The sequence below is a fragment of the Acinetobacter sp. CAU_H_56 genome, assembly GCF_058599425.1.
Map to the genome: position 1 here is coordinate 2,296,994 of NZ_CM178654.1, position 25,528 is coordinate 2,322,521.

Genomic DNA, 25,528 nt, shown 5'->3' on the forward strand with positions numbered 1-25,528 from the left:
TCTTAGCCTACAAATAACATGTCATGATTTGGATTGTCGAAGAATTCGAGTACCTTACCACCACCACGAGTCACGCAAGACAGTGGATCTTCAGCAACCACCACAGGCAGACCTGTTTCTTTTGCAAGTAGCTTGTCCAGGTTACGCAGCAATGCACCACCACCGGTCAATACGATCCCGCGTTCAGCGATGTCAGAAGACAGTTCAGGAGGTGTTTGTTCCAGTGCAGATTTCACCGCAGACACGATGTTTTGTAGCGGATCAGAAATCGCTTGAGTGACTTCATCCGAGTTCACCACAATCGCGCGAGGCACACCTTCAGCCAGGTTACGGCCACGGACTTCAATTTCCAGCGGTTTTGCACCTTCATCTGGAAGTGCCATGCCGACTTCTTTTTTGATCACTTCAGCTGTGGTTTCACCGATCACGCAACCATGTGCCTTACGCACGTAGTTAATGATCTGTTCATCAAATACATCACCGCCAATACGCAGCGAGTCTGCATATACACAGCCCTGTAATGAAATTACTGCAATCTCAGTTGTACCGCCGCCCACATCAACAACCATCGAACCACACGCCTGCTCAACCGGCATGCCTGCACCAATTGCAGCTGCCATCGGTTCTTCAATCAGACGTACTTCACGTGCACCCGCATTATAAACTGCTTCACGGATCGCACGGCGTTCAACCAGTGTCGATTTACATGGCACGCAAACCACCACGCGTGGCGCTGGCGGGAATAAACGTTTTTCGTGTACCTTACCAATGAACTGATTTAACATGGTTTCGGTCACTTCAAAATCCGCAATCACACCGTCTTTCATCGGACGGATTGCAGAAATATTTGCTGGGGTACGACCAAGCATTTGTTTCGCGTCAAGACCTACGGCAGCAACAATTTTATGTGAACCACTGTGACGGATGGCTACAACCGTCGGTTCATTTAATATAATGCCTCGTCCTGGCGCATAAATAAGTGTATTTGCAGTACCTAAATCAATAGCGAGATCTGGCGAAAACAAGCCTATTAGTCGTTTTAGAATCACGGGGACGTTCTCAGTTAAACTTTATATGGACGCAAGGTGGCCACTTTAACTAAATGTGATGATTTGGACAAGTCAATCGCTTATCATAACGCATGATAATTTGAATTTTTTTAATACTGATTAGGTAATATTATGTCTACATCGGATGCACAGTCTTCTGCAGATTTAAATGCAGAAACAGTTTCAGCTATTGCCAACCTCGCAAGGTTATCTCTTAATGATACGCAATCTGCTGAATATGCTCAAAGTTTAAATAAAATTTTAGGCATGATGGAAACCCTGAAAGGCATCGATACTGACGGTGTTGAACCACTGAAAAGCCCTTTCGACCACCCACAGCCTTTACGTGAAGATGTCGTGTCGGAAAGCAATCATCGTGAGGAATACCAAGCAGTTGCACCTGCTGTACAGGACGGTTTGTATCTCGTCCCACGCGTGATTGAGTAATTACTACCCAGTTCATTCTTTTTATTAAATTAAACGTAAAGAATTATTTCTCATGACAGATTTACACCGCTTATCCATTCGTGAACTGACTGAAGGTTTGGCAAATGCTCAATTTTCATCCCGCGAATTGACTCAACACTATTTAAAGCGCATCGAAAAAATTGATGCACAGGTCAAGGCTTATGTGACCGTGACTGCTGAACAGGCATTGGCTCAAGCTGATGCTGCCGATGCTGCAATCAAAGCCGGCAATGCGACTGCCCTGACTGGCGTGCCCATTGCACATAAAGATATTTTCTGTACCCAAGGCATTAAAACCACTGCCGGTTCTAAAATGCTGGACAATTTTATCTCTCCTTACGACGCGACCGTTGTAGCGAAAGGTAAAGCTGCGGGCTTAGTCACACTTGGTAAAGTGAACATGGACGAATTCGCCATGGGTTCAACTTCCGAGTCATCTTACTTTGGCGCGACCAAAAACCCTTGGGCACTTGATCACGTTCCAGGCGGTTCTTCAGGCGGTTCTGCTGCGGTTGTTGCTGCGGATTTAGCTCCATTTGCAACCGGTACTGATACCGGTGGTTCAATCCGTCAGCCGGCTTCTTTTTGTGGTCTGACTGGTCTAAAACCAACTTATGGCCGTGTATCACGTTTCGGTATGATCGCTTACGCATCATCTCTAGACCAAGGCGGCCCAATGGCACGTTCGGCTGAAGACTGTGCTTATCTGATGAATGTCATGGCCGGTCATGATGCCAAAGATTCAACATCAATGGACAAAAATGTTGATGACTACGTTGCCAACCTGACCGGTACTTCTGTAAAAGGTCTGCGCATCGGCATTCCAAAACAGTACTTCAATGTTGAAGGTCTGGATGCAGACGTGAAAGCACGCGTTGAAGAATCACTGAAAAAACTGGAAGAAATGGGCGCCATTCTGGTTGAGATTGATCTCAACATGACTGAAGCTTATGTTCCAACTTACTATCTGATCGCACCTGCGGAAGCATCTTCTAACCTGTCTCGTTATGACGGCGTACGTTATGGCTACCGTTGTGAAGAGCCAAAAGATCTTCTCGACCTTTACAAACGTTCCCGTTCAGAAGGGTTCGGTGCTGAAGTTCAGCGTCGTATCCTGATCGGTACTTATGCCCTGTCTGCTGGTTATTACGATGCTTATTATGTAAAAGCACAAAAAGTACGTCGTTTAATCCAGCAAGATTTTTTAAAAGCATTTGAATCTGTAGATGTCATCGCTGCACCTTCTGCACCGACTACTGCATACCGTATCGGTGCAAACCTGTCTCCGGTTGAAATGTACTTAGGTGACATCTACACCATCGCGGTCAACCTTGCAGGTCTTCCTGCGATTAACGCGCCTGTTGGTTTTGATAAAGACAACTTGCCAGTTGGCTTACAGTTGATTGGTAACTACTGGTCAGAATCTCAATTGTTGTCTGTGGTACACCAGTATCAACAAGCAACGGATTGGCATACAAAACGCGCTGCAATTGCTGAGGAGAATGCATAATGGCTAAAAACGCTGCTAAACCAAAATCTAACCTGATTGATGGTTGGGAAGTCGTTATTGGTATCGAGATTCACACTCAGCTTGCGACGAAATCAAAAATTTTCTCTGGCTCATCAACTGAATTTGGTAATGATCCAAACACTCAGGCAAGCCTTGTTGATTTGGCAATGCCGGGCGTGTTGCCAGTATTGAATAAAGAAGTGGTTGATCTTGCGATTCGCTTTGGTCTGGGGATCGATGCTTATATCGACCAGGCTTCTGTATTTGCACGTAAAAACTACTTCTACCCGGATTCTCCAAAAGGCTACCAGATCAGCCAGATGGATAACCCGATTGTAGGCCTGGGTCATATCGACATCCAGCTTGAAGATGGCACAGTTAAACGCATTGGCGTGACTCGTGCCCACCTTGAGGAAGATGCGGGTAAATCGATCCATGACCAGTTCGAAGGCATGTCAGGCATCGACTTGAACCGTGCCGGTACGCCGCTTCTAGAAATCGTATCTGAACCGGATATGCGTTCGGTTGAAGAAGCTGTTGCTTATATTAAAGCGATTCACACGTTAGTACGCTGGTTAGGCATTTCTGACGGTAACATGGCAGAAGGTTCGTTCCGTGCGGACTGTAACGTGTCTTTACGTCGTCCGGGTCAACCGTTCGGTACACGTTGTGAATTGAAAAACCTGAACTCATTCCGTTTCATTGAACAGGCGATCAATGTTGAAATTGAACGTCAAATGGAAATTCTGGAATGGGACGGCACTATTGATCAGGAAACCCGTCTGTTCGACCCTGTGAAGATGGAAACCCGTTCAATGCGTTCTAAAGAAGAAGCGAACGATTACCGCTACTTCCCTGATCCAGACTTGTTGCCTGTGGTGATTCCAGATGCGCAAATCGAAGCGATTAAAGCGCAAATGCCTGAGCTGCCTGCGGCACGTCGTGCGCGTTTCGTGGCTGACTTCGGTGTGACTGAGTATGATGCTCACGTACTGACACTGACTCGTGAAATGTCAGAGTTTTACGAAGATGTGGTGAAAGCTGCTGGCGGCGCTGCACAAGGTAAAATTGCTGCAAACTGGGTAATGGGTGAATTCTCCGGTGCTTTAAACAAAGCTGGCCTAGACCTTGCCGACTCTCCTGTGTCGAGTGAGAAATTGGGCGGTATGATCGCGCGTATTGTTGATAACACCATTAGCGGTAAGATCGCGAAACAGGTGTTCGGCTTTATGTGGGAAGAAGGCAAAACTGCGGACGAAATTATTGCTGAGAAAGGCTTGAAACAGGAAACTGATACAGGCGCAATTGAAGCAATTATTAAGGAAGTGCTGGCTGCCAACGAGAAGATGGTTGAAGAGTATAAATCTGGTAAAGAGAAAGCTTTCAACGGTCTGGTGGGTCAAGTGATGAAAGCGTCACGTGGTAAGGCTAACCCTGCTCAAGTGAATGAATTGATGAAGAAATTGATTGGTTGATCTGATCTTTCTTTAAAAGAAAACCCGCTTTAGAGCGGGTTTTCTTTTTATTTATCACTTATAATTAAGGTAATAATTTTTTCGAGAACTAAAATAATGCAAAGAGGTATTATTATTCCTCCAGCCTTAATGAAATGTGATGTAGAAAAAAATAGTGTCTTTATTGAAAGGTCATATAACACTCAAGAATTACAATACTTTTCTTTGTATTGGGACAAAATAGCGATACCTGAACAACGAGCTATAAAATTAGGACTTCCTTTCGAACAGGATTATGTTGAAGCAGGGATTTTAGAGCTTGTTAAGTCCCCATTTAACTCAGGCGAAATGGCAAATATACTTCAAAAATCTCATACATATGTGGCTAATATAAAACTTCAAGATCCTGAAAATGATTGGACTCTCGTAAATATGCTCGACTCCAAAGACAATGATCCAATTCAATATAGTAATAAAGATGTTTTAAAAGTTGAGCTAAGAAAATTATTACCTGTTCCGCGAAAAGATATAGCTATTCACGATTTATTAGATTTCAAAACACAAAGAAATGCTGAATTGATAGCATTACATAATTCTTTAGATGAGATATATGAAAAAATATTAAATAGCGAAGATAAAGACTTAAGAAGGAAAAAAGAATTTTATGATCTAAAAGTAGCAATTCATAACTTAGACAGAACTCTCACTGAACGTTTTCGCTTTACCTCTCGAGTCGATCATTCAGTAAGTTTAGAATTTAATGAAAGTGTATTAGCTGAAATGATAAAAACTGGGATTATTGATATTGCTTCAACTACATTTCCTGTTTTAACTATTGCTAATACATTAAGATCAATGCTCAAGTTTAAATTTTCAAAAGAATGGACTTTAAAATCTGCTGAAGGCAATTTAAAACTCGATTACTTAGTTAGAGCTAAGCAAAATAATATTATTTGAGTTGGGTAATTTTTATGGCCATCAAAAAAGTAACCTCAATCGCCAAACTCGAAGACTTAGGACGCATTCAGCTGTCTAAATCCTTTTTCATGCGTGATTTCCTTTATAGCGAAATCGCCAATTGGTACGGTGTACCCAACTTCCCAGATCATCCTGACATCGCCATTCGTACAGGAACAGAACTCTGCCAACAACTGCTCGAGCCACTACAACAAAAGTTTGGACGTATTGCCATTCGTTCAGCTTATCGCTCACCAAGCGTGAATCAACTCGGCAATGAAAAAGGACATAACTGCGCAACTAATGAGAAAAACTTTGCCAGTCATATTTGGGACTATCCCGATGTAAAAGGCTATGGTGCGACGGCGTGTATCGTTATTCCATCATTCTTAGAATTGTATGAAAAAGACCAAAGTAATTGGCAACAACTTGCTTATTGGATTCATAACCATTTGAACTATAACCATCTGCAATTTTTCCCAAAACTATGTGCTTTCAACATCGGTTGGCATGAACAGCCAGTACGGGAAATTTATAGTTATATTCAACCGAAAGGTTATTTGTTGCGGGGTGAAGCTATAAATCCGGAGTTTGAGAAGTTTTATCCTGTTTTTTTGTAATTCTCCCTCACCCCCTTGCGAAGCAGTGCTTCTCATCCCATAGGGAGAGGGAGCATCAAATAATTTTATGACTGCATTAATTTAATAGTGAATAATCTCCTCTCCTTTTAGGAGAGGGTTAGGGAGAGGTGAATTTAAAGAATCCCTCTAAATCTCCCTTTTAAAAGGGAGACTTTGTCACCTCATCATTTTGATACGTGTAGTTCCCTCTCCTGAGGAACTTTTAAAGCATTACTTTAAAACGAAGCGTAAGAAAGGATGAGGACTAGGGAAAAGATTTAAAACATGCTATAAAATCAAAAACAAACCGAAGAAAAATAAAAACATGTCAAATTACATTATCTTATTCAGCATTATCCTGATCATTCTTATATTCATCATTGGCGCATATCAGTCAAGACAATGCAAACCCATCAAACCACGGAGGCACACAGCCAGAGAAAGCAAACTTGCCAACCTTGCCGATGGTATCGAGCTAATTTTCACGCCCATTTTCTGGATCATTAAACTCATGATCGGGATATTCAAATCATAAAGCCGTTGTTAACGATTTTTTTGAATTTGCTCATAAAATCGTGTCTGTCCCATATTGAAAATCACTCAACAGGAATACAATCTGCACATTCTCCCATCCCGCCCTTACCATGTCGAAAAACCTCGCTACGCTGATTGGCTTAAGTGCCATTTTACAGTGGTCATCTATCGTGGGATTGCTCAAAAAGATCAGTTTTAGTATTGGACCTGACCTGGCTGTACTTATGATGTATAGCTTAAGCACCCTGCTCTTACTGGCTGTTTTTGGCGTTCCCAAACTCAAAACCATACCCAAATTTTATCTGCTAAGTGCAGCTGCATTATTTCTGGTGTATGAAATCTGTTTTGCCTATGCCGTAGCACTTGCACAAACTGCACAGCAAGCCATTGAAATTAGTTTAGTGAATTATCTTTGGCCGAGTATGACCATCGCCATGCTGATTTTATTTCATGAACTGAAATTTCACAGCTTAGTGGTGGTGGGGCTCAGTATTAGTCTGGCAGGTATTTTTTATATCCAGACAGGCAACGGCGATATTCATTTAGCAACCGTCATTCACAATATACAAGCCAATCCAACCAGTTACATTTTGGCATTTATTGGGGCGAGTTTATGGTCGTTATATTGTGTATTTACCAAAAAATACAGCCAAGGACATAACCCGATCGTGTTCTTTTTCGCGATGGTAAGTGTGGTTCTCTGGAGCAAGACGCTGCTGTTAGATCACGAACAACTGCCACAACTTCTTAATATTGACTTGAATATTATGCTGTATATGTTGCTGGTTTCTGTCGTAACTGGCTTGGGTTATGCAGCGTGGAATATCGGAATTAACCAAGGTAATATTGCGATGCTGGTCGCGTTATCTTATTTTAGCCCGATCTTTTCGTCTGTCATTTCGATGTGGGTACTGAATACCAGTCTATCCCACACCTTTTGGATCGGTACGATGATGGTTACCTTAGGTTCATTTATTTGCTGGCTGTCGACCAACTGGGATGAAATTCGGGACCGACTGTTTCCAGGCAAGCTCTATAAAACTTAAACCACATTTTTGCGGTTTAAGTTTGGCTGCATCTGCAATCCATTAACGGGTGATGCCTAGTTTATTCCACACGTCAGGGGTCAAAAATGTCGTGACCAGTTTGCTCATATCGATATATTTGAGTACACCATTCAGCTGACTTTTGATTTCGGGATTTTTCAGTATTTCCTCACCTGTGACCTGCCCAAGCTCCTGGAAACTTTCACCCACTGCTTGTACTCCTTCAGCCTGAATCACCGCTTTGGTTTGGGTTGGACATTGCTCAACCAGAATCCGCTGTAAAACTGTCGCTAAATTTCTGTCGAGTGTTTCCTTTTGAGTTGCAGTTACATTGCTAAAAGCTTTCAGATCGGGATGATTACCCAATGCCACAAAGGTCCATTGCAAGACTGTGGTTTTATCAGTGGCTGTCGTCGATTTCATCAAACAGTCACTAAGCTGATCAATCGTTGGACCGGCTGTCACAATCTGAGTTGTACCCAGCAATGCTGTGGTCATGAAGACTGCCCGAAGACCCGATAAAGCTTTGAACCCCATATTCCTTTCCTTTTTCACCCGTTCAAACTGCTTGAACAATGCAGTTTCTTTGTAGCATGTAAAAGGCTGGAAAACCTGTAGAACTCTGTAACCTGAGAGATAAAAAAAAATCCCGACATCAGTCAGGATTTTTGGAATCGAATGAGGAAATCAGACTTACCAGATTTTTACCCGTTTATCTTCTTCCAGATACATTGGATCTTCTTGCTTGACGCTAAAAGCTTCATAGAAAGGTTTCTGGTTAAGTAAGGTTGCACGGCCACGAATAGCCGCTGGTGAGTGTGGGTCTGTTTTTAATAGCTGCAATGCCAGTTCTGGACGAACTTTGGCACGCCATGCCTGCGTCCAGCCAATATAGAAACGCTGATCTCCAGTATAGCCATCAATCACCGGAGCAGGCTTTCCATTCAGTGACAGTTTATAAGCTTCATAAGCAATTGCCAGACCTGAGTTATCGGCAATATTTTCACCTAAGGTCAGTTCACCATTGACGTGATAGCCCGGTATCGCTTCATAGGCATTGTATTGCTCAACCAGAGCTTTGGTTTTTTCCTTGAACTTTTTATCGTCTTCTTCAGTCCACCAGTTTTTCATATTGCCATCTGCATCAAAACGGCTGCCCTGATCATCAAAGCCATGACTGATTTCATGCCCAATTACTGCCCCGATCGCCCCATAGTTCACGGCATCATCGGCATTCATATCGAAGAATGGCGGCTGTAAAATCGCAGCAGGGAAAACAATTTCATTGCCCATCGGATTGTAGTAAGCATTTACCGTTTGCGGCAGCATATGCCATTCTTCACGATCAACCGGTTTACCCAGTTTATCCAGCGCGATGTCATAATTGAAACTGTTGGTACGACGCAGATTACCAATCAGGTCGCCATCTTTAATTTCCAGCTTGCTGTAGTCACGCCATTTATTCGGATAGCCGATTTTTACTCTAAAGCTTTTCAGTTTACGATGTGCCTGTGCTTTGGTTTCTGCCCCCATCCAGTCCAGTTTTTCCAGATTCTGTTCAAATGCCAGCAACAGGTTTTCTACCAGTTTTTCCATACGCTGTTTCTGTTCAGGCTGAAAATGTTTTGCGACATAGACTTGTGCCAGACTTTCACCGAGTACAGCATTGGTCATATCAACCCCACGTTTCCAGCGTGCCCGTTGCTCGGTCACACCGCGTAAGGTTTTGCTGTACATTTCAAAGTTTGCATCAGCAAATTCCTGGCTTAAGTAAGGCGAAGCACCATCAATCAGATGGAATTTGAAATAGGTCTGCCATACCTCCAGTGGTGTGCTGCTTAAAATCTTGTTTAAATCTTCAAAATAACTTTTTTGCGCCACAATCACGGTTTTGGTTTTTTTGTCTAAACCCGTCGCTTTAAAATAGGTTTTCCAGTCAAATTCTGGCACCAGGCTTTTGACGTCTTTTAATGTATAGACGTTATACATTTTTTCGAGATTACGGTTCTGCACGTTATCCCACTGAATTTTGGCAATTTCAGTTTCTAAGTTCAGGATAGATTGTGCATGTGCAGCCGCTTCTGCTTCCGTTTCACCCGATAGCGTCAACAGCTTAGCAATATGTTTAACATAAGTTTCACGGGCACTTTTCAGTTTTTCATCGTCTTTTAAATAGTAGTCACGATCCGGTAAACCTAAACCACTTTGGCCCAAAAACACCGCCATTTGATCAGACTTTTTCAAGTCAGGAATCACGCCAAATTCAAAAGGTGTAGTGACACGGTTTTTTGCATAGTCTGCAAGCAACAAAGTGAAATCTTTCTTGCTTTTTATGGCCTCAATTTTGGCCAGATTTGCTTTGAGCGGCTGGATGCCTTTTGCATTTAAAGTTTCCGTATCCATAAAGCTGGCATATAAGCTTCCCACTTTCTGCTCATTGCTGCCATATTCCGATTTGGTTTTCGCCAGCTCTTCTACAATATCATGTAATTGCTGGGTCGAGTTTTCACGCAAAATTGTGAATGCACCCCAGTTTGGCATATCAGCCGGAATTTCCTCATGCTCTAACCAGTGCCCATTTACATGCTGATAGAAGTCCTGTTGTGGTGCGATTTTTTTATCAAAATGTTGAAGATGAATCCCCGAGCCAAGTGCTGCAATAGCGGTTTGATCTGAAGCATAATTTGCAGAGGAAATGGCTAATAAAGCACTTACCAATGCGGTTTTTAGAAAAATTTTCAAAGCTTGCTATCCTCGCGCTTCACTGCGCAGTTGAATTTATCAATGCGTGTTGACCTAATAATCAAACACTTAAATCTTTATAAGCAGCATATATGCCAATTTTTAAACTGGTCTTGGCTCTGCATGTTAGTCGTTTAGATAAAAAAATAGGCCTGTCTCTTTTCAGATGAGCAGACCCGTTTTTTTAAATCCTGTTACCAAATGGAGATTCGTTTTTCAGGTGATAAATACATCTTGTCCCCTTCTTTAATCTCAAAAGCTTCATAGAAACTTTGCTGATTGCGGACAGCGCCATTGCCACGTACATGACCGGGTGCATGGCTGGCAAGATTCAGACTATTTAACAGATATTCAGGATTACTTTTGCTACGCCAGACTTGTGCCCAACCCATATAAAAACGCTGATCTCCACTAAAGCCATCAATAACAGGTGCTGTCTGACCCTTGAGCGATAAGCGGTAAGCCATATGAGCGATCCCTAAGCCTAGGTTGTCAGAGATATTTTCACTTTTATTTAATTCTGCATTCACCTTATGCCCTGGCAGAGCTTCGTATTGTTTATATTGCTCGACTAAGGCTTTGGTACGTTCATTGAACTTTTTACGATCGTGCTCGTTCCAGGTTTCTTCACCCTTGCCTTTGGCATCGAAGCGGCTTCCTTTATCGTCAAAACCATGACTAATTTCATGTGCGATAACAGCCCCGATGGCACCATAATTCACTGCAGGATCATGACTATCATCATAATAAAATGGTGCCTGCCAGATGGCCGCAGGTAATACGATTTCATTCAGCTTGACATTATAGTAAGCATTGGCTGTTTGTGGCGACATGTGCCAGGCTTCTGGATCGATCGGTTCTCCCACCTTATCCAGTTCACGCTGGTAATTGAACAGCCGGGTCCGCTGGATATTCCCAATCAGATCATCCTTACGAATCTCTAGGGCTGAATAATCCCGCCATGTTTTCGGATAGCCGATTTTGATATTGATGCTATCCAGTTTATGCCGCACTTGTTTTTTAGTATCCGAACCCATCCAGTCTGCCTGATCCAGTTTCAGATGAAAGGCTTTACGGACATTTTCCACCATTTCCAGCATGGCCGGGCGCTGGCTTTCATTAAAGTGCTTTTCTACATAGAGCTTGCCAAGCACATTACCTAAAATACCGTTAGTTAGTTCCAGAGCGGACTCTTTCCGTGGAGAACGTGCTTGTACACCCTCTAGCGTTTTGTCATAAAATTCAAAATGATGATTTTGAAAAACTTCTGTTAAAAATGGCGAATAACTATTGATCAGGTTGAATTTCAAATAGGTTTGCCAGGTTTCAATTGGAACGACCTTCCATAACTGATCCAGCTGACGCAAATAATTAATCTGCGAGATCGCAACCTCTTTTCTTGCACCTTTTAAGCCCAGTTCTGAGAAATAATTCATCCAGTCAAAAGAAGGCATATAGTTAATAATATTTTTAGTTTCAACGAGATAGGTTCTCACCTCATCATTGCGCAGCTCCACAGCGGACCAGCTAATTTTTGCCAGTGCCTTTTCCAAAGCCAGGATAGTACGAGCATCTTCAATCGGCTTAGGCTGACCGGCAAAATTCAGGGTATTGGCGATATAAAGCAGATAAGTATTGCGAATTTCCTGTTGTCGAGGCTGCTCACTCAGGTAAAAATCACGGTCAGGCATCCCCAAGCCACCTTGCCCTACATACATCATCGCCTTGGAAGAAGCTTTACGGTCCTGATAAAAACGGGTAGAGAATGGCAAATTCAGATTGATTTTTTCCGCATAGGCAAAAAATTCTGCCAGATCTTTTTTGGTCTTGATTCTTTCAATCCGCTGCAGGTCTTGTTGCAATGCCTCAAGTCCGAGCTGTTCAAGCCGATTAGTATCCATATAACTGGCATAGAGATCTGCGACCTTTTGTTCATTGCTACCTTGCGGATGCTGTTTTTTGGCCAGCTCATTAAAAATGTCAAATAGCTGCAGGGTTGATTTCATACTCACTTCAGCAAATGCACCCGACAATGCCTGATCTTCTGGAATCTTTGCGGTTTTTAGCCAGTTTCCATTCACAAATTGATAAAAATCCTGCTTTGGATCAACCGTCCGATCAATCGCATTCAGATCAATTGCCGATTTTAATGAAGTTGTACTCACTGCATGGCTCACAGGTGAATGTAGAAATGCACCCACAAGAATCAAATGACTTAAAATATGTTTTCTCAAGCGATAAATCTCATTATTGTGTATGTTAAAAATCAATTAGTTTTTCTTGCTCTGTCCATAAGCACAAAACTGATAATTTTTAAGCAAAAGATGTACCAATAATTTTTAAAATATGCCGTTGAATGGGCTTGTATTTAACAAGAGAGATAGAGGAGAAAATCTGAGATGGAGGTGGGAGATTTACTCTGAAATAAGGTTCGATTTGCAATCTAATAATAATTAATTTTTATTCCTATCAATAGGATAACTATTTATCTTCTATCATTGATCTTCAAAAGAAAAATATTATTTTTAAATTCTCCTATACTTAAGAAATACTATTTTCAATATCACTAATACTTAAAGTAGATGACTTTTCATGTGCATCTACTCTGCCAAATAAATGATCAAACTGAATGTGAAAATAATAGACTTATTTTAACTGTCTCAACTGATTCTTTGCCCCAGTATGGTTATAGTTGGTGGCCAGATTCTGCAGTACTCGTTTGGCCTGAACCTTGGAATTTGGAATACGGTTGGCATAGGCTGGAATACTGTTTAAACAGCGTGCCACTAACATGCCGGATTCGGTATAGACACGTGTTCCTTCTGTACCCTGTAATTTGCCATAGTTATAGGCACGCTGGGCATTATTACAGGCATTGTTCAGGTTCTTACCGCTATTGATATCACGGCGTGCAGCTACATACAATTTCATCTGTTGCTGTTGTGGCGTTTCGATACTAGTTGTACGAGCGGCAGGAACAGCAACCACTGCCGGTTCAACAGCAGGTATTTTTAGCTCTTTCTTATCAGCTTCTTTTTTATCTAATTCCTTTTTCTCATCTTTGACTGAGGTTTTGGCTGCATTCTTTTCAGCAATTTTATTAGACTTAGTTGTAACCTTATGGCCCTGATAGAAATGACGCGCTTCAGCTGAGCTTTGAAGTTTGCTCAAGATCCGGACTACACGGGTAGTATTATTCTTATATGGCTGACGTTCAGAAATCGGCTCAATAGAAACAACCCAATTTTGCCCTTGGGGCATCGTACATTGATAGGCACCAATACCCTGAGTGACATAACGGTTTTTGTTTAAACGGTTCTTCTGGGCAGAATCTTTTACTGAAGCCAATTGGCTCTTATACAGTAGAGAAAACTTGCCGCCCCGTTCATGACAGTACTGGCTTAAAGTGGTTCGTGGATAGAGGGATTGTGGCTCTAAATGCTGCTTGGATTTTTCCCATGAATAAACATATTCTTTTGCCGAACCGTCAGCCTGATTCAGGTTTCTTTTAACGATCAGTTCTTGAGGACTTGCATAAGGATGCTGCATATCTGATTTCATTTGCTGAATACTGTTACAGCCAGCCAGACTTGCTACACATATTGTTGGAATTATTAATTTTAGCTTCACTGCTTATCTCCCCCAGGCCTCTATAACATATAGCAAATGTGCTAAAACAACAATCTCAACAGATTGATAAATATAAAAATATAGCGAGACCTATCACTAAAAATAGGAAATAGAATGCCTAATCCATCTAGCTTATAGCCGGATAAATTGATCGAATTAACATTCTCCAAGCCAGTAAATACGCTGGATTATTCGCCAATTAGAAGATAGAGCAGTAGAAAAAAAGATATAAAAAAACCGAAGAAACAGATCAGTTCTCCGGTTACTCATTCAACAAAAATTAGAGATATTATTATCATGGATGATAACGGCAATTATGCTCTCTATCGCTGTCTGAATGAGATTATAATTTGAATAATTTCCTTTACGTACACTAATTATTTTTATACGCCATATTATTGGAAATTAAACACCACCCTGGCTGGCTTTTAAAATTGTCGATGAATATAAGAAAAAATTAATCGAGATGGGATTCAAATGCTTTCAAACGTTTATAGATGGAGAGCAATTCAATAATCGTAGGCCAAGATAAAATCAAATACTGGAAAGATTCACGAACCTTACCGAAAACATTCAGGATCTGCATCATCAAACCGAGTGTAATCGCACCCGCGGCAATACTTGGAAACAAAATAAATAATCCGTAAATATTATCCAATTGCAAATACCAGATGCGGACCATATTGAAATAGGCATAGTGGAAATACAGCCGGAAATAATTCTTACGTACCCGGCTAAACAGTTCTTGCAAGGTAAGCGGGTGAGCACGATCGGCATAATCTTCACCATAAACCAGCTCTTTACGATAAGCCGCTTCTACTTTCTGATTATTGAATTCCAGTCCAGGGAGTTTCATCCCGACAATCATTAAAATCACGGTACCCAGAACTGCCCATCCGATCGACGCCCACATTAATGCATGCGGTATTTCACCGACAATCGGCAGTACTTTTACATGACTAGATAACTCATACAGAATTGGCAGGAATGCCATTAATAGCATCAGAGATTCGATGAGCGAGACACTGAGCTGTTCCGTAGTTTTGGCAAAGCGCATAGTATCTTCCTGAATACGCTGTGAAGCCCCTTCAATATGACGTAACTTTTCCCAATGCGCCGTATAGTAATTATTCATCGCCGTACGCCAGCGGAATACATAATGACTGACAAAGAACAGGTTAAATACCGCCAGCGTGACATAGACCATGGCAATATAAATAAAGGTCAATGCACCTTGATATAATAGGCTGACATCTCCGCCCCCTTGGGTGAGCATATTCTGGATCTGATCATAGAACGGGCTATACCATTCATTTAATACGACATTAACCTGCACCCCAAACCAGATATTGAACAGGATAAAAGCCGAGCCCCACACAGACCAGCGCTGCCAAGGATGTTTCGTTTTAAAGTACCAGAAGGTCGCGAATATCGCGGTACTCACAAAAAACCAGAGATAGAACCAGAGAAATTTTGGCGCCCAGAAGCGGCTGATTCCTATCGGCATTTTAAGATCATGATAACCTTCAGTCATACCCAAATAGACACCCCAGCCTGATCCACCACTATGCCAAAGGCCAAGATTGATCAGAAACCACAGTACCAGACTACTAAAGAACCACACTGGTTGTGGAAAAAATGACTTAAACATTGGGGCTTAATTCTCCTTATAGATGTACGGGTCATCCAAATGACGCACAGTTTATTCTTATTTTCAGACTTTCAACGAACTGCAGCATAAATTTGCAATTCAATGTAAAAAATTACATACAAACACAAAATCGCTAAAGCCGAATTAATATCAGATTATATGATTCTTGCTTTAATACTAGCGCATAACGTACGCAATATAATGGAGGAGATCATGACTGGCCTGTCAAAAAGTGACAAGTAGATTTTGCGTTAGATTGACTATTTGGTACCGTTTGTCTTTTTCTCTTCTTTTCGTCGGTAAATAGACTGAAAATATTCAAGTTTAAGAAACACAAATCGTTTGAAAATTAAATCTTAATCTTTAGCCCTTTAATTTACTGACTTAAGCGCTTTTTAAGAAAAATTGACCGACTTGTTGACTTATGTCTCGGTTTTTCAAAAATTAGTTAAATTTGCAAAAATCATGTTAAGATTAAAAAACAGCGAAGTATCAATATTTGGGAATAAAAATATGGAAAGTTCTGTGATTGAATTACTTAAGCCAGTGACCTTGGAAAAGGAAAACTGTCACCCGATTATTTTTGAAGCTGGTACTGTTTTAAAAGTTGTGATGCAAACGCCTACTAGTCTTTTGGTCAGTAATGATGATGACTTTAACTTTACTATTCCATTGAAAGATGAGAACGATGTCTGGAGAGAGCTATAAGCGATCTGCTCTCCTCTTTATGGGGTTATGTCTACCTAGTCTCTTCAATGATATAACCCTAACTCTTCTTTGTAGCACCAAGATTTTATAATTTATCCTTCCTTTCAAAATTGGCTCTAATAAAAAATTAATAGGCTGCGCTATATTCCTATTTTATATTAAATGTGTTTTTTAATATTTCTAATTTAATGCCTATTATTTAATAGAAAAGCTGATAAATTAATTTTTAAAAATATAAATCAAAACCATTTTTTACATTAAATAATCAAAATAATCTTATTTATAGCACTCAAAATTACTCAATCACTTAATATGCACAACCTTAAATATCATTATTAATATATTAAAAATCACTGAAAAATTATTTTACAAATATACAAAGAATATCAACCTTTCCTGCTGAATATTTCCAAATTTTACAAAGTAACTTTACATGTCAAAAGTGTTTCTTTTCTGCGCCTAAAGCCATTTTGAAAAATAGAATATGTTATAAAACTAATTAGAATAAAAATCACACAGTTTAACTCTAAATTTTAATCTATTTTATATCATGTACTTAGGTGAATTTATGTCAGGCATACATAGGAAAAAAGATCTAGAAGATTCATCTAGCTCATCTTTTTATATATCGCCAAAGATGATTTTAAATGATTGCAACCTGAATATGGACTCAGATCAGGTTGTTTTATTTCTTGATATTGACGGAACAATCTCTGAATTTCACCCAGATCCAGATAAAAGTATAATTCATCCTGAAATTATAAATATATTGGAAAATTTACAACAATATATTCAGCTGATATTAGTTACTGGTCGTTCTATTTTACAAGCTCAAAAACTTATTTACCCTTTGCAATGGAATATCGCTGGATCACATGGTCTGGAATTAATCTATCAAGCTGATTTAAAGACATTAATCTCTTTAAATAAGCCGCAGCTACAAGCCCTAAAACAGTATATTCAGGAACAGGCAGCTCAAATCCCTGATCTGCGTATCGAGGTCAAAGATTATTCTGTTGCGCTACATTTTCGTGAACATCCTCAACTAGAAGATCATGTGCATGCTTTTGCGCTGGAATGTCTCAACCAGTTTTCCAACTTTGAGTTAAAAGCTGGCAAGTATGTTTTTGAACTGGTACCCAAAGGCGCCAATAAAGGTTCAGCGATTCAACAGATTATTCAGCAATACCATCTCACTGATCATTATCCCATGTTTATCGGCGATGACCTGACTGATGAAGCCGGATTCAAGATCATCAATGCCCTTCTCGGCTGCTCAATCAAAGTAGGTTCTGGCCAGACCCTGGCACGGTACAGACTGGAAAATGTCTCTCAAGTTCAGGCCTTCCTGAAAGAATTTTTAAATGTAATTGAAGTACAAGAACAAAAACGATTGGAGAAATCACATGTCTAAACTCATTGTGTTATCAAACCGTGTGAATCTACCTAACCCAGAAAGTACGAAGGCTGGTGGATTGGCTGTTGCATTGCAGGATGCATTGCAAGATATAGGCGGTATCTGGGTTGGATGGAATGGCTCCAGAGTTGACCAGAACAAGGAACAGAAATTTCAGATTCTGAAACATCAGAATGTGGAATATCATACCAGTGCACTAAGCGAAGCCCAGTACCAAGGTTATTATTGTGGTTTTTCTAATAATGCTCTATGGCCATTAATGCATGACCAGCATCAACGTGTTGAATATCAGCCGCAGGATTTTAAAACCTATAAAGATGTCAATTTGCGTTTTGCCAAACACCTGAAACAGGTGGCTTCACCGCATGACATCATCTGGATTCATGATTATCATTTTCTGAGTGTTGCGCATTACTGCCGTAAACTAGGCATGCGTAACCGGATTGGGTTCTTCTTGCATATTCCTTTCCCGGAACTGAAACTTTGGCAAACGCTACCTCCTTATCAGGAACTGGCTCGACATCTGGCAGATTTTGATGTCATCGGTCTGCAAACTCCACGCTATCAGGCCAATTGTATTGATTTCCTGGAACAGGTATTAAATATCCAGCATCGCAATGATGAAATCCTGAGTTATCAGTCTAAACGGATTTATGTGAAGGCTTATCCAATCGGTGTACACCCGGCGCAGATTCAGAAGCAGGCTGCTGAGAGTCAAGTCACTGACCTGCCCTTTGATCTGGATAAAGCACATGCTCATAAGACCATCATTTCGGTTGACCGGATTGATTACAGTAAAGGGCTACTGGAGAAAATTCATGCATTCCAAGAGTTGCTGGATGAACAACCTGAATTTAAAAATCAGTTCCAGCAATTGCAGATTGCCTGCCCATGCCGACTGGATGTTAACAGCTATAAAAAACTCTATGAACAGTTCCAGGCTGCAGTGCAGAATTTAAACCATCAGCATGGCAATGCAAACTGGCTGCCTTTTGACTGTAGCTATTACACTTTGGGCCATGAAGCCCTGATGCAGCTCTACCGTAAGGCGGATATTTGCTGGGTGAATTCAATCCGTGACGGGATGAATCTGGTCGCCAAAGAATATATTGCTGCGCAAGATCCATTAGATCCAGGCGTATTGATTCTGTCTAAATATGCCGGGGCTGCCGAGCAAATGAAGGAAGCCTTACTGGTCGATCCTTATGATCAGGACAGTATGGCCAAAGCCTTGAAAAGAGCCTTGCGTATGCCGAAGTCGGAACGTTTGGAACGTTACCGCTATTTACAGCAAGGCTTGAAGAATTTCGATATCATTCGCTGGCGTGATCAGTTCCTGTCGGACCTGAAAAAATCACAAAGCCTGCGAATTTATCGACCAGTGGCCAAAGGCATCTCAACCCAGTTCAATATGCATGCCTAAGATCTAGAAACCTATAAAAAAACACCAGCTTTATGCTGGTGTTTTGTGGTCTAGGCCGGCAATAAGACCTTCTGCTTTTTCTGATTCTTTATGACCGGCAGTCAGATGGTTCAAGATTACAATACTCATTAAAGCACCTGCAATGACTGTAAACACTAAACGCAAGCCAATAATTTCACTACCGAAACCTACCAGCGCTGGTCCGATCAATGAACCGGTATAAGCAAATACCGATACATAGGATAATGCTACATGGGAAGCCATAGATTTTTGACGGCCCGCACGAGAGAACATTAACGGAACGATGTTAGCGCTACCTAGACCCAAGATCGCATAACCAGTTAAAACGACTTGCCATACTGGTGCAAAGATCACCATAAATAAGCCTGCTGCAGCCAGCAAAGCACTTAGTAAGATAGTAGTTTTTTCACCCAAGCTTTGAATGATGAGATGACCGCTAAAACGTCCAAGTACCATCAAGCCAGCAAAGAAACTATAAGCCAAACCGGTATGCGCCGCAGGTACGTTAAACTGGGTTGCCAGATAAATACCGCTCCAGTCCATCGCTGCGCCTTCAGACAGGAAGGATACAAAACAGATCAGACCAATACCTAAAATTGCGAATGTTGGTAGCGCTTTTTTCGCAGGTTTTGCAGTAGCTGTATTAGTTTCTTCTGTAGTTGATGACTGACCACCTAAGCAAAATGGAATTGCCAGCATCGCAATCGCAAGCAACATCACACTTACGACCAGTGCGCCAGTTAAAGGTGCCAGACCAAATCCCATTAACGTGGTCATGCCCAATACACCAACCAGACCACCCAAGCTACATACGCCATGGAAACCCGACATCAAGCTTTTATCCATGAGTTTCTCAATCTGGGCAGCCTGAATATTTACAGTCACACCCAAAGCACCAGCACTGGCACCAAAGAAAAACAAGGTAATTGCCATCATCAAGCTGGTAGGGCTAATCGCTAGCGCTGGCAAGATGAACAGAAATGCAGCCAAAATAACAGCCAGCACTGTACGGCAGCCAAACTTACTTGCCATACGACCTGCCAATGGCATTGCCAGCATTGAGCCAACTCCGGCACATAGCAAAAGCAAACCAAAGTCAGCATGATTCAGTAATAAGCGCTGCTGCGCATAAGGAATTAATGGCGCCCAGGCAGCTGTACTAAAACCTAGACTAAAAAAACACAGTGCAGTGGCGATTTTCTGCCAGAGATACGGTGATGGAGACTGAAGACGAGAAATTAACTGTGAATTTAACATTGTCATTCCAAAAGAAAGAGCTCAGGCATCCATTACCGATCATCCATAGAAAAACCCCGCGGACTTATAGCTGAAAAATATAAGTAGCAGGGCTTAATTTGTGTGAATTATAAACAGAATTTTTCTAAATGAAATAGCTTTTAGAGATGAATTTTTAAATTTTTTACAAGTAATTGATTGTATAAAATTTATAATTTTATAGTTTTATTTGGCTTTGTTGCACAAAGATTTGAAATGCAAAGCAGTTATTAAGTAGATAATTTAAATATATTATTTTGTTATTGTGTTATGGGGTTTAGATCTTTTATTCAAAAAAACAGTATAATTTCTCTAATACTTCTAGGTTTATATAGAGGTTTATACTTAAGGATACAATATGACTTCTTTTTATAATGGAGGCACCAGCCAAGAGATTTTTAATCTGATTGGTCAAGCTGCTGCCTTAGAGGATATCATAGATGCGATTACCGCATGGTTAGGGGACAAAATCCCGGATGCACTGGTATCTGTCATGTTGTATTCGGAACAGGAACAAACGCTTAATTTAATAAAAGAACCAGCCTATTTTTCCAGAGAATATGTAGAAGCTTTAAAAGATCTAAAAATCGGCCCGAATGTTGGCGCTTGTGGTGCAGCTGCATATCATCGTCGTTTAGTGGTCTGTGAGGATTTACTCAATGATCCGAACTGGGTCGCATATAAAGATCTGGTTAAACAAAATGGTTTAAGAGCCTGCTGGTCGGTACCAATTGCCAACGGGAGTGGCAAACTTTTTGGCTCTTTTGGTACTTATTATCGTTCGATCAAGTCTCCTACTCCCAATGAAATTGACCTGCTGCAATATGCAGCTTCGCTGATTGCCTTAACTTTTGAGCTGTATGAAGAACGCAAAAAAAGAAATCAGCTCAAAGATAAATATCAGTCATTTTTCTCTTTTCATCCCGATGCAATTTTTGAGCATAATCTGGATGGCAATATTGTAGATGCCAATCTGGCCACCAAATTTTTTAATGAGGTTGGTGTTAAATCGCATATCGGAACTAAAATTGACCATTTTATTGAACCAGAGCATCGCCCTCTTGCCTTAGAAGCCTTTGAGCAGGCCAAGCATGGTTTGACTGGACACCTTGAAGTTCAGGTACATAACTCGGCAGGACAGAAATACTGGCTCGATTTAACTTTTTTGCCAATTAAAGTGAATGGTGAAATTGTCGGTATTTTTAGCGTGGCACGCGATATTACTGAACGCTATCAAAACAATGAAATGCTGAGATTAATGAAACGTAGTGTCGATGCAAATCCGCATGGCATTATTTTAACCTCGGCAGAAAATGACCAGCCTATTGAATATGTTAATCCGGCCTTTGAGCAGATTACCGGTTATAGCCTGGAAGAACTCAAAGGGAAAAATTGCCGCATCTTGCAGGGACCCGATACTTCAGCGGAAAGCGTCCAGCAAATCAGCGAAGCCATTCAGAATAAATCTGAAATCAAGATTGTCCTGAAAAATTATCGTAAGGATGGGCACTGGTTCTGGAACAAGCTGAATCTCGGCCCGGTCTTTGATGAAAATCATAAATGCACTCATTTTATTGCCATTCAACAGGATGTGAGTCAGCATGTTGCCCAGCAAGAACTAATCGCTTATCAGGAATCACATGACCATTTAACCGGCTTTATTAACAATAAGCTGTTTGAAGAAGTGATACAGGAAAAACTGCATTTAGCTCAGACAGGTTCTGCAAATCTGGTGCTTTTATATCTGGATCTGGATGATTTTGAACCTTTGAATCAAAGCCTCGGTCATGATATTGGCGATAAAATTTTAAAACTGGTGGGCAATCGTCTGAGTCAAAATCTGCAGCCTGAAGATGTGATTTCCAGATTTTCAGGGGATGAGTTTGCAATTTTATTAACTCAAATGACTGATCTCAAGCAAGTTGCTATACGTGCCGAAGAAATCATCGCTGGATTATCTCAGCCTTTTCACGTAGATGGTTATGACATTCATCTGAGTGCCAGTATTGGTGTCGCTGATGCTGACCCAGATATTAAGTGTGTTAAGCAGTTTATCAATGCTGCTAAAGATGCCATGCGTGACGCCAATGCTGAAGGGGGTAATACCTGGCACTGGTATAATTTCACGAAAGAGCCTTTACCGAAGATAGATTATGTACAGCTTCGTCATGAACTGATGGTCGCTCTGCATGAACAGCAGTTTAAACTGTTTTATCAGCCGATTCTGGACAGTGAAACGGGCAAGGTCAAATGTCTGGAAGCTTTGATCCGCTGGCAACATCCAGAAAAAGGCTTTATTTCTCCTGCCGATTTTATTCCTTTTGCAGAAAGGACCGGTCAAATCGTCTCGATTGGCGAATGGGTACTTAGACAGGCTTGTGAGGAAGTGAAAGCCTGGAATATGCAACATGAGACTCAAATTTCGGTTGCCGTCAATCTGTCTCCCTTACAGTTTAAAAGAAGTGGATTCCTGAGCGATCTGCAGCAACTCTTGGCGGAAATTGACTTCCCGCATGAGTTACTAAAACTCGAAGTGACTGAAAGCATGCTGATTGCCAGCGGTGATAAGTCGATTGAGATCTTAAAAAATGTCCGGGTTTTGGGCATTAAAGTGTCGGTGGATGACTTTGGCACTGGTTATTCGAGTTTAAGTTATTTACGTAGTCTTCCGATCGATGAGATCAAATTGGATCGCAGCTTTGTCCAGCATTTACCCGGCAATCCACGAGATGAGGCCATTATTGAAGCCATGATTACCTTAGCGCATAAGCTGGATCTGGAAGTTGTTGCGGAAGGAATTGAAAATCCTGAACAGGCTGAGTGCTTAAAGTCACATCATTGTGATTATCTGCAAGGTTTTTACTATGCAAAACCTGCCCGACTCAATCAATTGGAGTTAATCAGTTCCTGATGAGTATGCCCTGTTTGAGCTGTACAGTTTCAGCTTCTAAGTAAGCTAACTCTTCTAAATGATGGGTCACATAAATCATGGGTAGATTTAACTCATCTTTCATCCGTTTTAGAAAAGGTAAAATCTGTTGTTTTAACTGCTGATCCAGGCCTGTTAAAGGTTCATCCAGCAATAAAAGATTCGGTGAAGACAGTAATGCTCGACCAATAGAAACGCGCTGCGCTTCTCCACCTGAGAGCTGGTGTGCTCTACGATATATTAAAGGTTTTAATTCTAATAATTCTACGATGTCTTCAAACTGGAATTTTCGATCTGCTCTAGATACCAGTTTTTCTGCATAACATAGATTCTGCTGCACGTTCATATGTGGAAACAGCAAAGCATTCTGGAAAACTAATGCAATCTTGCGCTGATGCATTGGAATATTAATTTTCTTTTCTGTATTGATTAAATCCTGCTGATTAAACTGAATATATCCTTGGTCAGGTTTCAATAACCCGACAATATTTTTAAGCAAAGTACTTTTTCCACTTCCAGATGTACCGACGATCCCTAACAGTTGCTGCGACATTTCCAGTTTAATATTCAACCCGAAATCGGCTTGTTGATAATGAAAATTACATTTCAACATTTCAGCCTCCCAATTTCCGTTGATAGTTTTGCAAAATAAAATAATTGGCAATTAAAGCAATAAATGCCAAGAAAATAGATAAAGCCACCAGACGCATCGCCATTTCCTCACCATTCGGTTGTTGCAGTAAGGAATAAATTGCGATGGGAATAGTGCGGGTTTCATCCGGAATATTGCCCACAAAAGTAATGGTGGCGCCAAACTCACCCAGACTTCGGCTAAAACATAAGATGCTGCCAATCAGCATACCGGGAATTGACAGAGGTAAATTGATACTCCAAAACACTTTCCACGGTGCTGCGCCCAATGAACCTGCAATGTGTTCGAGTTGTTGATTCATGAGCTGAAATGATAAACGGATCGGTTGCACCATCAATGGGAATGCGACAATCATCGAGGCTAGTACTGCTCCTTTCCAGTTAAATGCCAGTTGCAGCCCGAGTGTATTGAGATATTGGCCAATCATGCCTTGATTGCCAAACAGCACCAGAAGCAGATAACCCAAGACCACAGGTGGCAGCACCATCGGCAATTGCAAACATGCTTCAACCACAAACTTAAGCCGAAATTCATATCTGGCCAAAACCCAAGCCAATGCTACTGCAAAAGGTAAGCAAAATAAGGTCGCAAAGCTGGCCACCTTGGCAGACAGGTAGAGCGCACTGAGTTCTTCTGGACTTAACATCTTGCAGTTATTTCTCCAGCCATTGTCTAGGGGTTCAGCCTAAATCCATATTTTTGAAAGATGGCTTTGGCCTGCGCACTTTCTCCTATAAATTGCTCAAATTGAACTGCTTCTTTATTCTGTGCGCCTTGCCGTGTCAAAGCTAAAGGATAGACAATCGGACTATGTGAATTTGCTGGGAAAGTACCGATGATTTTCACTTTTCGACTGATCAAGGCATCAGTTTTATAGACAATCCCCACTTCACATTCACCGCGTTCGACGAAAGCCAAAGCCGAGCGTACATCATCCGTTCCAACAATTCGTCCTTTCAAGCCATTTAACCAGTTCAGTTTGGTCAGACTTTGCTTGGCATATTTCCCGGCAGGCACTGACTCCATTTGCCCGGTACATACATAACCTTTAAAAGATTGGGCAAAATTAATATTAGATTGGGGTTTAAAATGAATAGTCAGATGTTTGGGACTAATGGCCACCAACTGATTTAACAGGATGGGATGAACTGAACTGGAATTTATCAGTTTCTTTTGTACCAGATAATTCATCCAATCCTGATCAGCTGAAAAGTATAGATCACTACTGGCTCCTGCTTCGATCTGTTTGGCTAAAGCAGAAGATGCACCAAATACGGAAATAATCTTAGTTTGCGGATGTTGAGCTTGGTAAATTCTGGAAATTTCGGTCACAGCATTATTTAGACTCGCTGCGGCGTAAACCTTCACTGTTCCTGCATGGACTGAGGACAACATCGTGGCAATGCACATGGTTAAAAACAGAGATTTTTTCATGTGCATCT

The 25,528-nt window shown here is 41.1% G+C and carries 20 protein-coding genes; 10 read left to right on the top strand and 10 right to left on the bottom strand.

Annotated elements, in window-relative coordinates:
* Positions 1-2: 2 nt before the first annotated feature.
* Positions 3-1,049 (bottom strand): rod shape-determining protein, encoded by a 1,047-nt coding sequence (locus AC4MCC_RS10920; RefSeq protein WP_005234480.1) that lies wholly within the window; start codon positions 1,047-1,049, stop codon positions 3-5.
* A gap of 132 nt (positions 1,050-1,181) precedes the next feature.
* Between AC4MCC_RS10920 and gatC the strand changes: the two genes are divergently transcribed.
* The 6 genes from gatC to yddG all read left to right on the top strand — a co-directional run bounded on the left by gatC (position 1,182) and on the right by yddG (position 7,638).
* Entirely contained in the window at positions 1,182-1,496 is a 315-nt protein-coding gene (gatC, locus tag AC4MCC_RS10925) for an Asp-tRNA(Asn)/Glu-tRNA(Gln) amidotransferase subunit GatC (protein WP_005234479.1), read from the top strand.
* Between the two features lie 52 nt (positions 1,497-1,548).
* Entirely contained in the window at positions 1,549-3,027 is a 1,479-nt protein-coding gene (gatA, locus tag AC4MCC_RS10930) for an Asp-tRNA(Asn)/Glu-tRNA(Gln) amidotransferase subunit GatA (RefSeq protein WP_491885269.1), read from the top strand.
* Entirely contained in the window at positions 3,027-4,502 is a 1,476-nt protein-coding gene (gene gatB / locus AC4MCC_RS10935) for an Asp-tRNA(Asn)/Glu-tRNA(Gln) amidotransferase subunit GatB (protein WP_004783102.1), read from the top strand. Before gatA ends, gatB begins: the two co-directional genes overlap by 1 nt.
* A 96-nt stretch (positions 4,503-4,598) precedes the next feature.
* Complete coding sequence (locus AC4MCC_RS10940) at positions 4,599-5,438, top strand: DUF6236 family protein (protein ID WP_100357576.1); 840 nt, start codon at positions 4,599-4,601, stop codon at positions 5,436-5,438.
* 14 nt (positions 5,439-5,452) lie between these two features.
* Positions 5,453-6,058, top strand: a complete 606-nt coding sequence (locus AC4MCC_RS10945; protein WP_491885270.1) for a hypothetical protein — start codon at positions 5,453-5,455, stop codon at positions 6,056-6,058.
* 644 nt (positions 6,059-6,702) lie between these two features.
* Positions 6,703-7,638 carry an aromatic amino acid DMT transporter YddG gene (yddG, locus tag AC4MCC_RS10950; RefSeq protein ID WP_491885271.1) on the top strand — a complete coding sequence of 312 codons (936 nt, stop codon included), beginning with the start codon at positions 6,703-6,705 and terminating at the stop codon, positions 7,636-7,638.
* A 42-nt stretch (positions 7,639-7,680) separates the two neighbouring features.
* On the opposite strand, the gene AC4MCC_RS10955 is transcribed toward yddG, so the two are convergent.
* The 5 genes from AC4MCC_RS10955 to sbmA all read right to left on the bottom strand — a co-directional run bounded on the left by AC4MCC_RS10955 (position 7,681) and on the right by sbmA (position 15,661).
* Positions 7,681-8,175, bottom strand: a complete 495-nt coding sequence (locus AC4MCC_RS10955; RefSeq protein WP_491885272.1) for a hypothetical protein — start codon at positions 8,173-8,175, stop codon at positions 7,681-7,683.
* 156 nt (positions 8,176-8,331) lie between these two features.
* A complete protein-coding gene (locus tag AC4MCC_RS10960) occupies positions 8,332-10,380 on the bottom strand; it encodes a M13 family metallopeptidase (protein WP_491885273.1) in 2,049 nt (682 codons plus the stop codon).
* A 194-nt stretch (positions 10,381-10,574) separates the two neighbouring features.
* The gene (locus AC4MCC_RS10965; RefSeq protein WP_491885274.1) at positions 10,575-12,614 is read right to left on the bottom strand and encodes a M13 family metallopeptidase; all 2,040 of its coding nucleotides are present in this window, start codon (positions 12,612-12,614) and stop codon (positions 10,575-10,577) included.
* 412 nt (positions 12,615-13,026) lie between these two features.
* The gene (locus AC4MCC_RS10970; protein WP_491885275.1) at positions 13,027-14,010 is read right to left on the bottom strand and encodes a hypothetical protein; all 984 of its coding nucleotides are present in this window, start codon (positions 14,008-14,010) and stop codon (positions 13,027-13,029) included.
* Positions 14,011-14,467: 457 nt separating this feature from the next.
* Positions 14,468-15,661, bottom strand: a complete 1,194-nt coding sequence (sbmA, locus tag AC4MCC_RS10975; RefSeq protein WP_419363160.1) for a peptide antibiotic transporter SbmA — start codon at positions 15,659-15,661, stop codon at positions 14,468-14,470.
* 513 nt (positions 15,662-16,174) lie between these two features.
* Here sbmA and AC4MCC_RS10980 point away from each other — a divergent pair.
* The 3 genes from AC4MCC_RS10980 to AC4MCC_RS10990 all read left to right on the top strand — a co-directional run bounded on the left by AC4MCC_RS10980 (position 16,175) and on the right by AC4MCC_RS10990 (position 19,209).
* On the top strand, positions 16,175-16,369 hold the full coding sequence (locus tag AC4MCC_RS10980) for a hypothetical protein (protein WP_004783113.1): 195 nt from the start codon (positions 16,175-16,177) through the stop codon (positions 16,367-16,369).
* A gap of 568 nt (positions 16,370-16,937) precedes the next feature.
* A complete protein-coding gene (gene otsB / locus AC4MCC_RS10985; protein WP_491885276.1) occupies positions 16,938-17,783 on the top strand; it encodes a trehalose-phosphatase in 846 nt (281 codons plus the stop codon).
* The gene (locus AC4MCC_RS10990) at positions 17,776-19,209 is read left to right on the top strand and encodes an alpha,alpha-trehalose-phosphate synthase (UDP-forming) (RefSeq protein WP_491885277.1); all 1,434 of its coding nucleotides are present in this window, start codon (positions 17,776-17,778) and stop codon (positions 19,207-19,209) included. Before otsB ends, AC4MCC_RS10990 begins: the two co-directional genes overlap by 8 nt.
* A gap of 30 nt (positions 19,210-19,239) precedes the next feature.
* Here the strand turns inward: AC4MCC_RS10990 and AC4MCC_RS10995 are convergent, their stop codons facing one another.
* Positions 19,240-20,487: an MFS transporter gene (locus AC4MCC_RS10995; protein WP_491885278.1), complete on the bottom strand. Its 1,248-nt coding sequence runs from the start codon at positions 20,485-20,487 to the stop codon at positions 19,240-19,242.
* A 376-nt stretch (positions 20,488-20,863) separates the two neighbouring features.
* Between AC4MCC_RS10995 and AC4MCC_RS11000 the strand changes: the two genes are divergently transcribed.
* Complete coding sequence (locus AC4MCC_RS11000) at positions 20,864-23,416, top strand: bifunctional diguanylate cyclase/phosphodiesterase (protein WP_491885279.1); 2,553 nt, start codon at positions 20,864-20,866, stop codon at positions 23,414-23,416.
* On the opposite strand, the gene AC4MCC_RS11005 is transcribed toward AC4MCC_RS11000, so the two are convergent.
* Genes AC4MCC_RS11005 through modA form a run of 3 tightly spaced genes read right to left on the bottom strand, consistent with a single transcriptional unit; the run spans position 23,406 to position 25,520 of the window.
* Entirely contained in the window at positions 23,406-24,047 is a 642-nt protein-coding gene (locus tag AC4MCC_RS11005) for an ATP-binding cassette domain-containing protein (protein WP_491885280.1), read from the bottom strand. The genes AC4MCC_RS11000 and AC4MCC_RS11005 overlap by 11 nt on opposite strands.
* 1 nt (position 24,048) lies before the next feature.
* Complete coding sequence (modB, locus tag AC4MCC_RS11010; RefSeq protein ID WP_323713860.1) at positions 24,049-24,732, bottom strand: molybdate ABC transporter permease subunit; 684 nt, start codon at positions 24,730-24,732, stop codon at positions 24,049-24,051.
* A 26-nt stretch (positions 24,733-24,758) separates the two neighbouring features.
* Positions 24,759-25,520, bottom strand: coding sequence for a molybdate ABC transporter substrate-binding protein (gene modA, locus AC4MCC_RS11015; protein ID WP_419374317.1), 762 nt, complete (start codon positions 25,518-25,520; stop codon positions 24,759-24,761).
* Positions 25,521-25,528 lie beyond the last annotated feature (8 nt).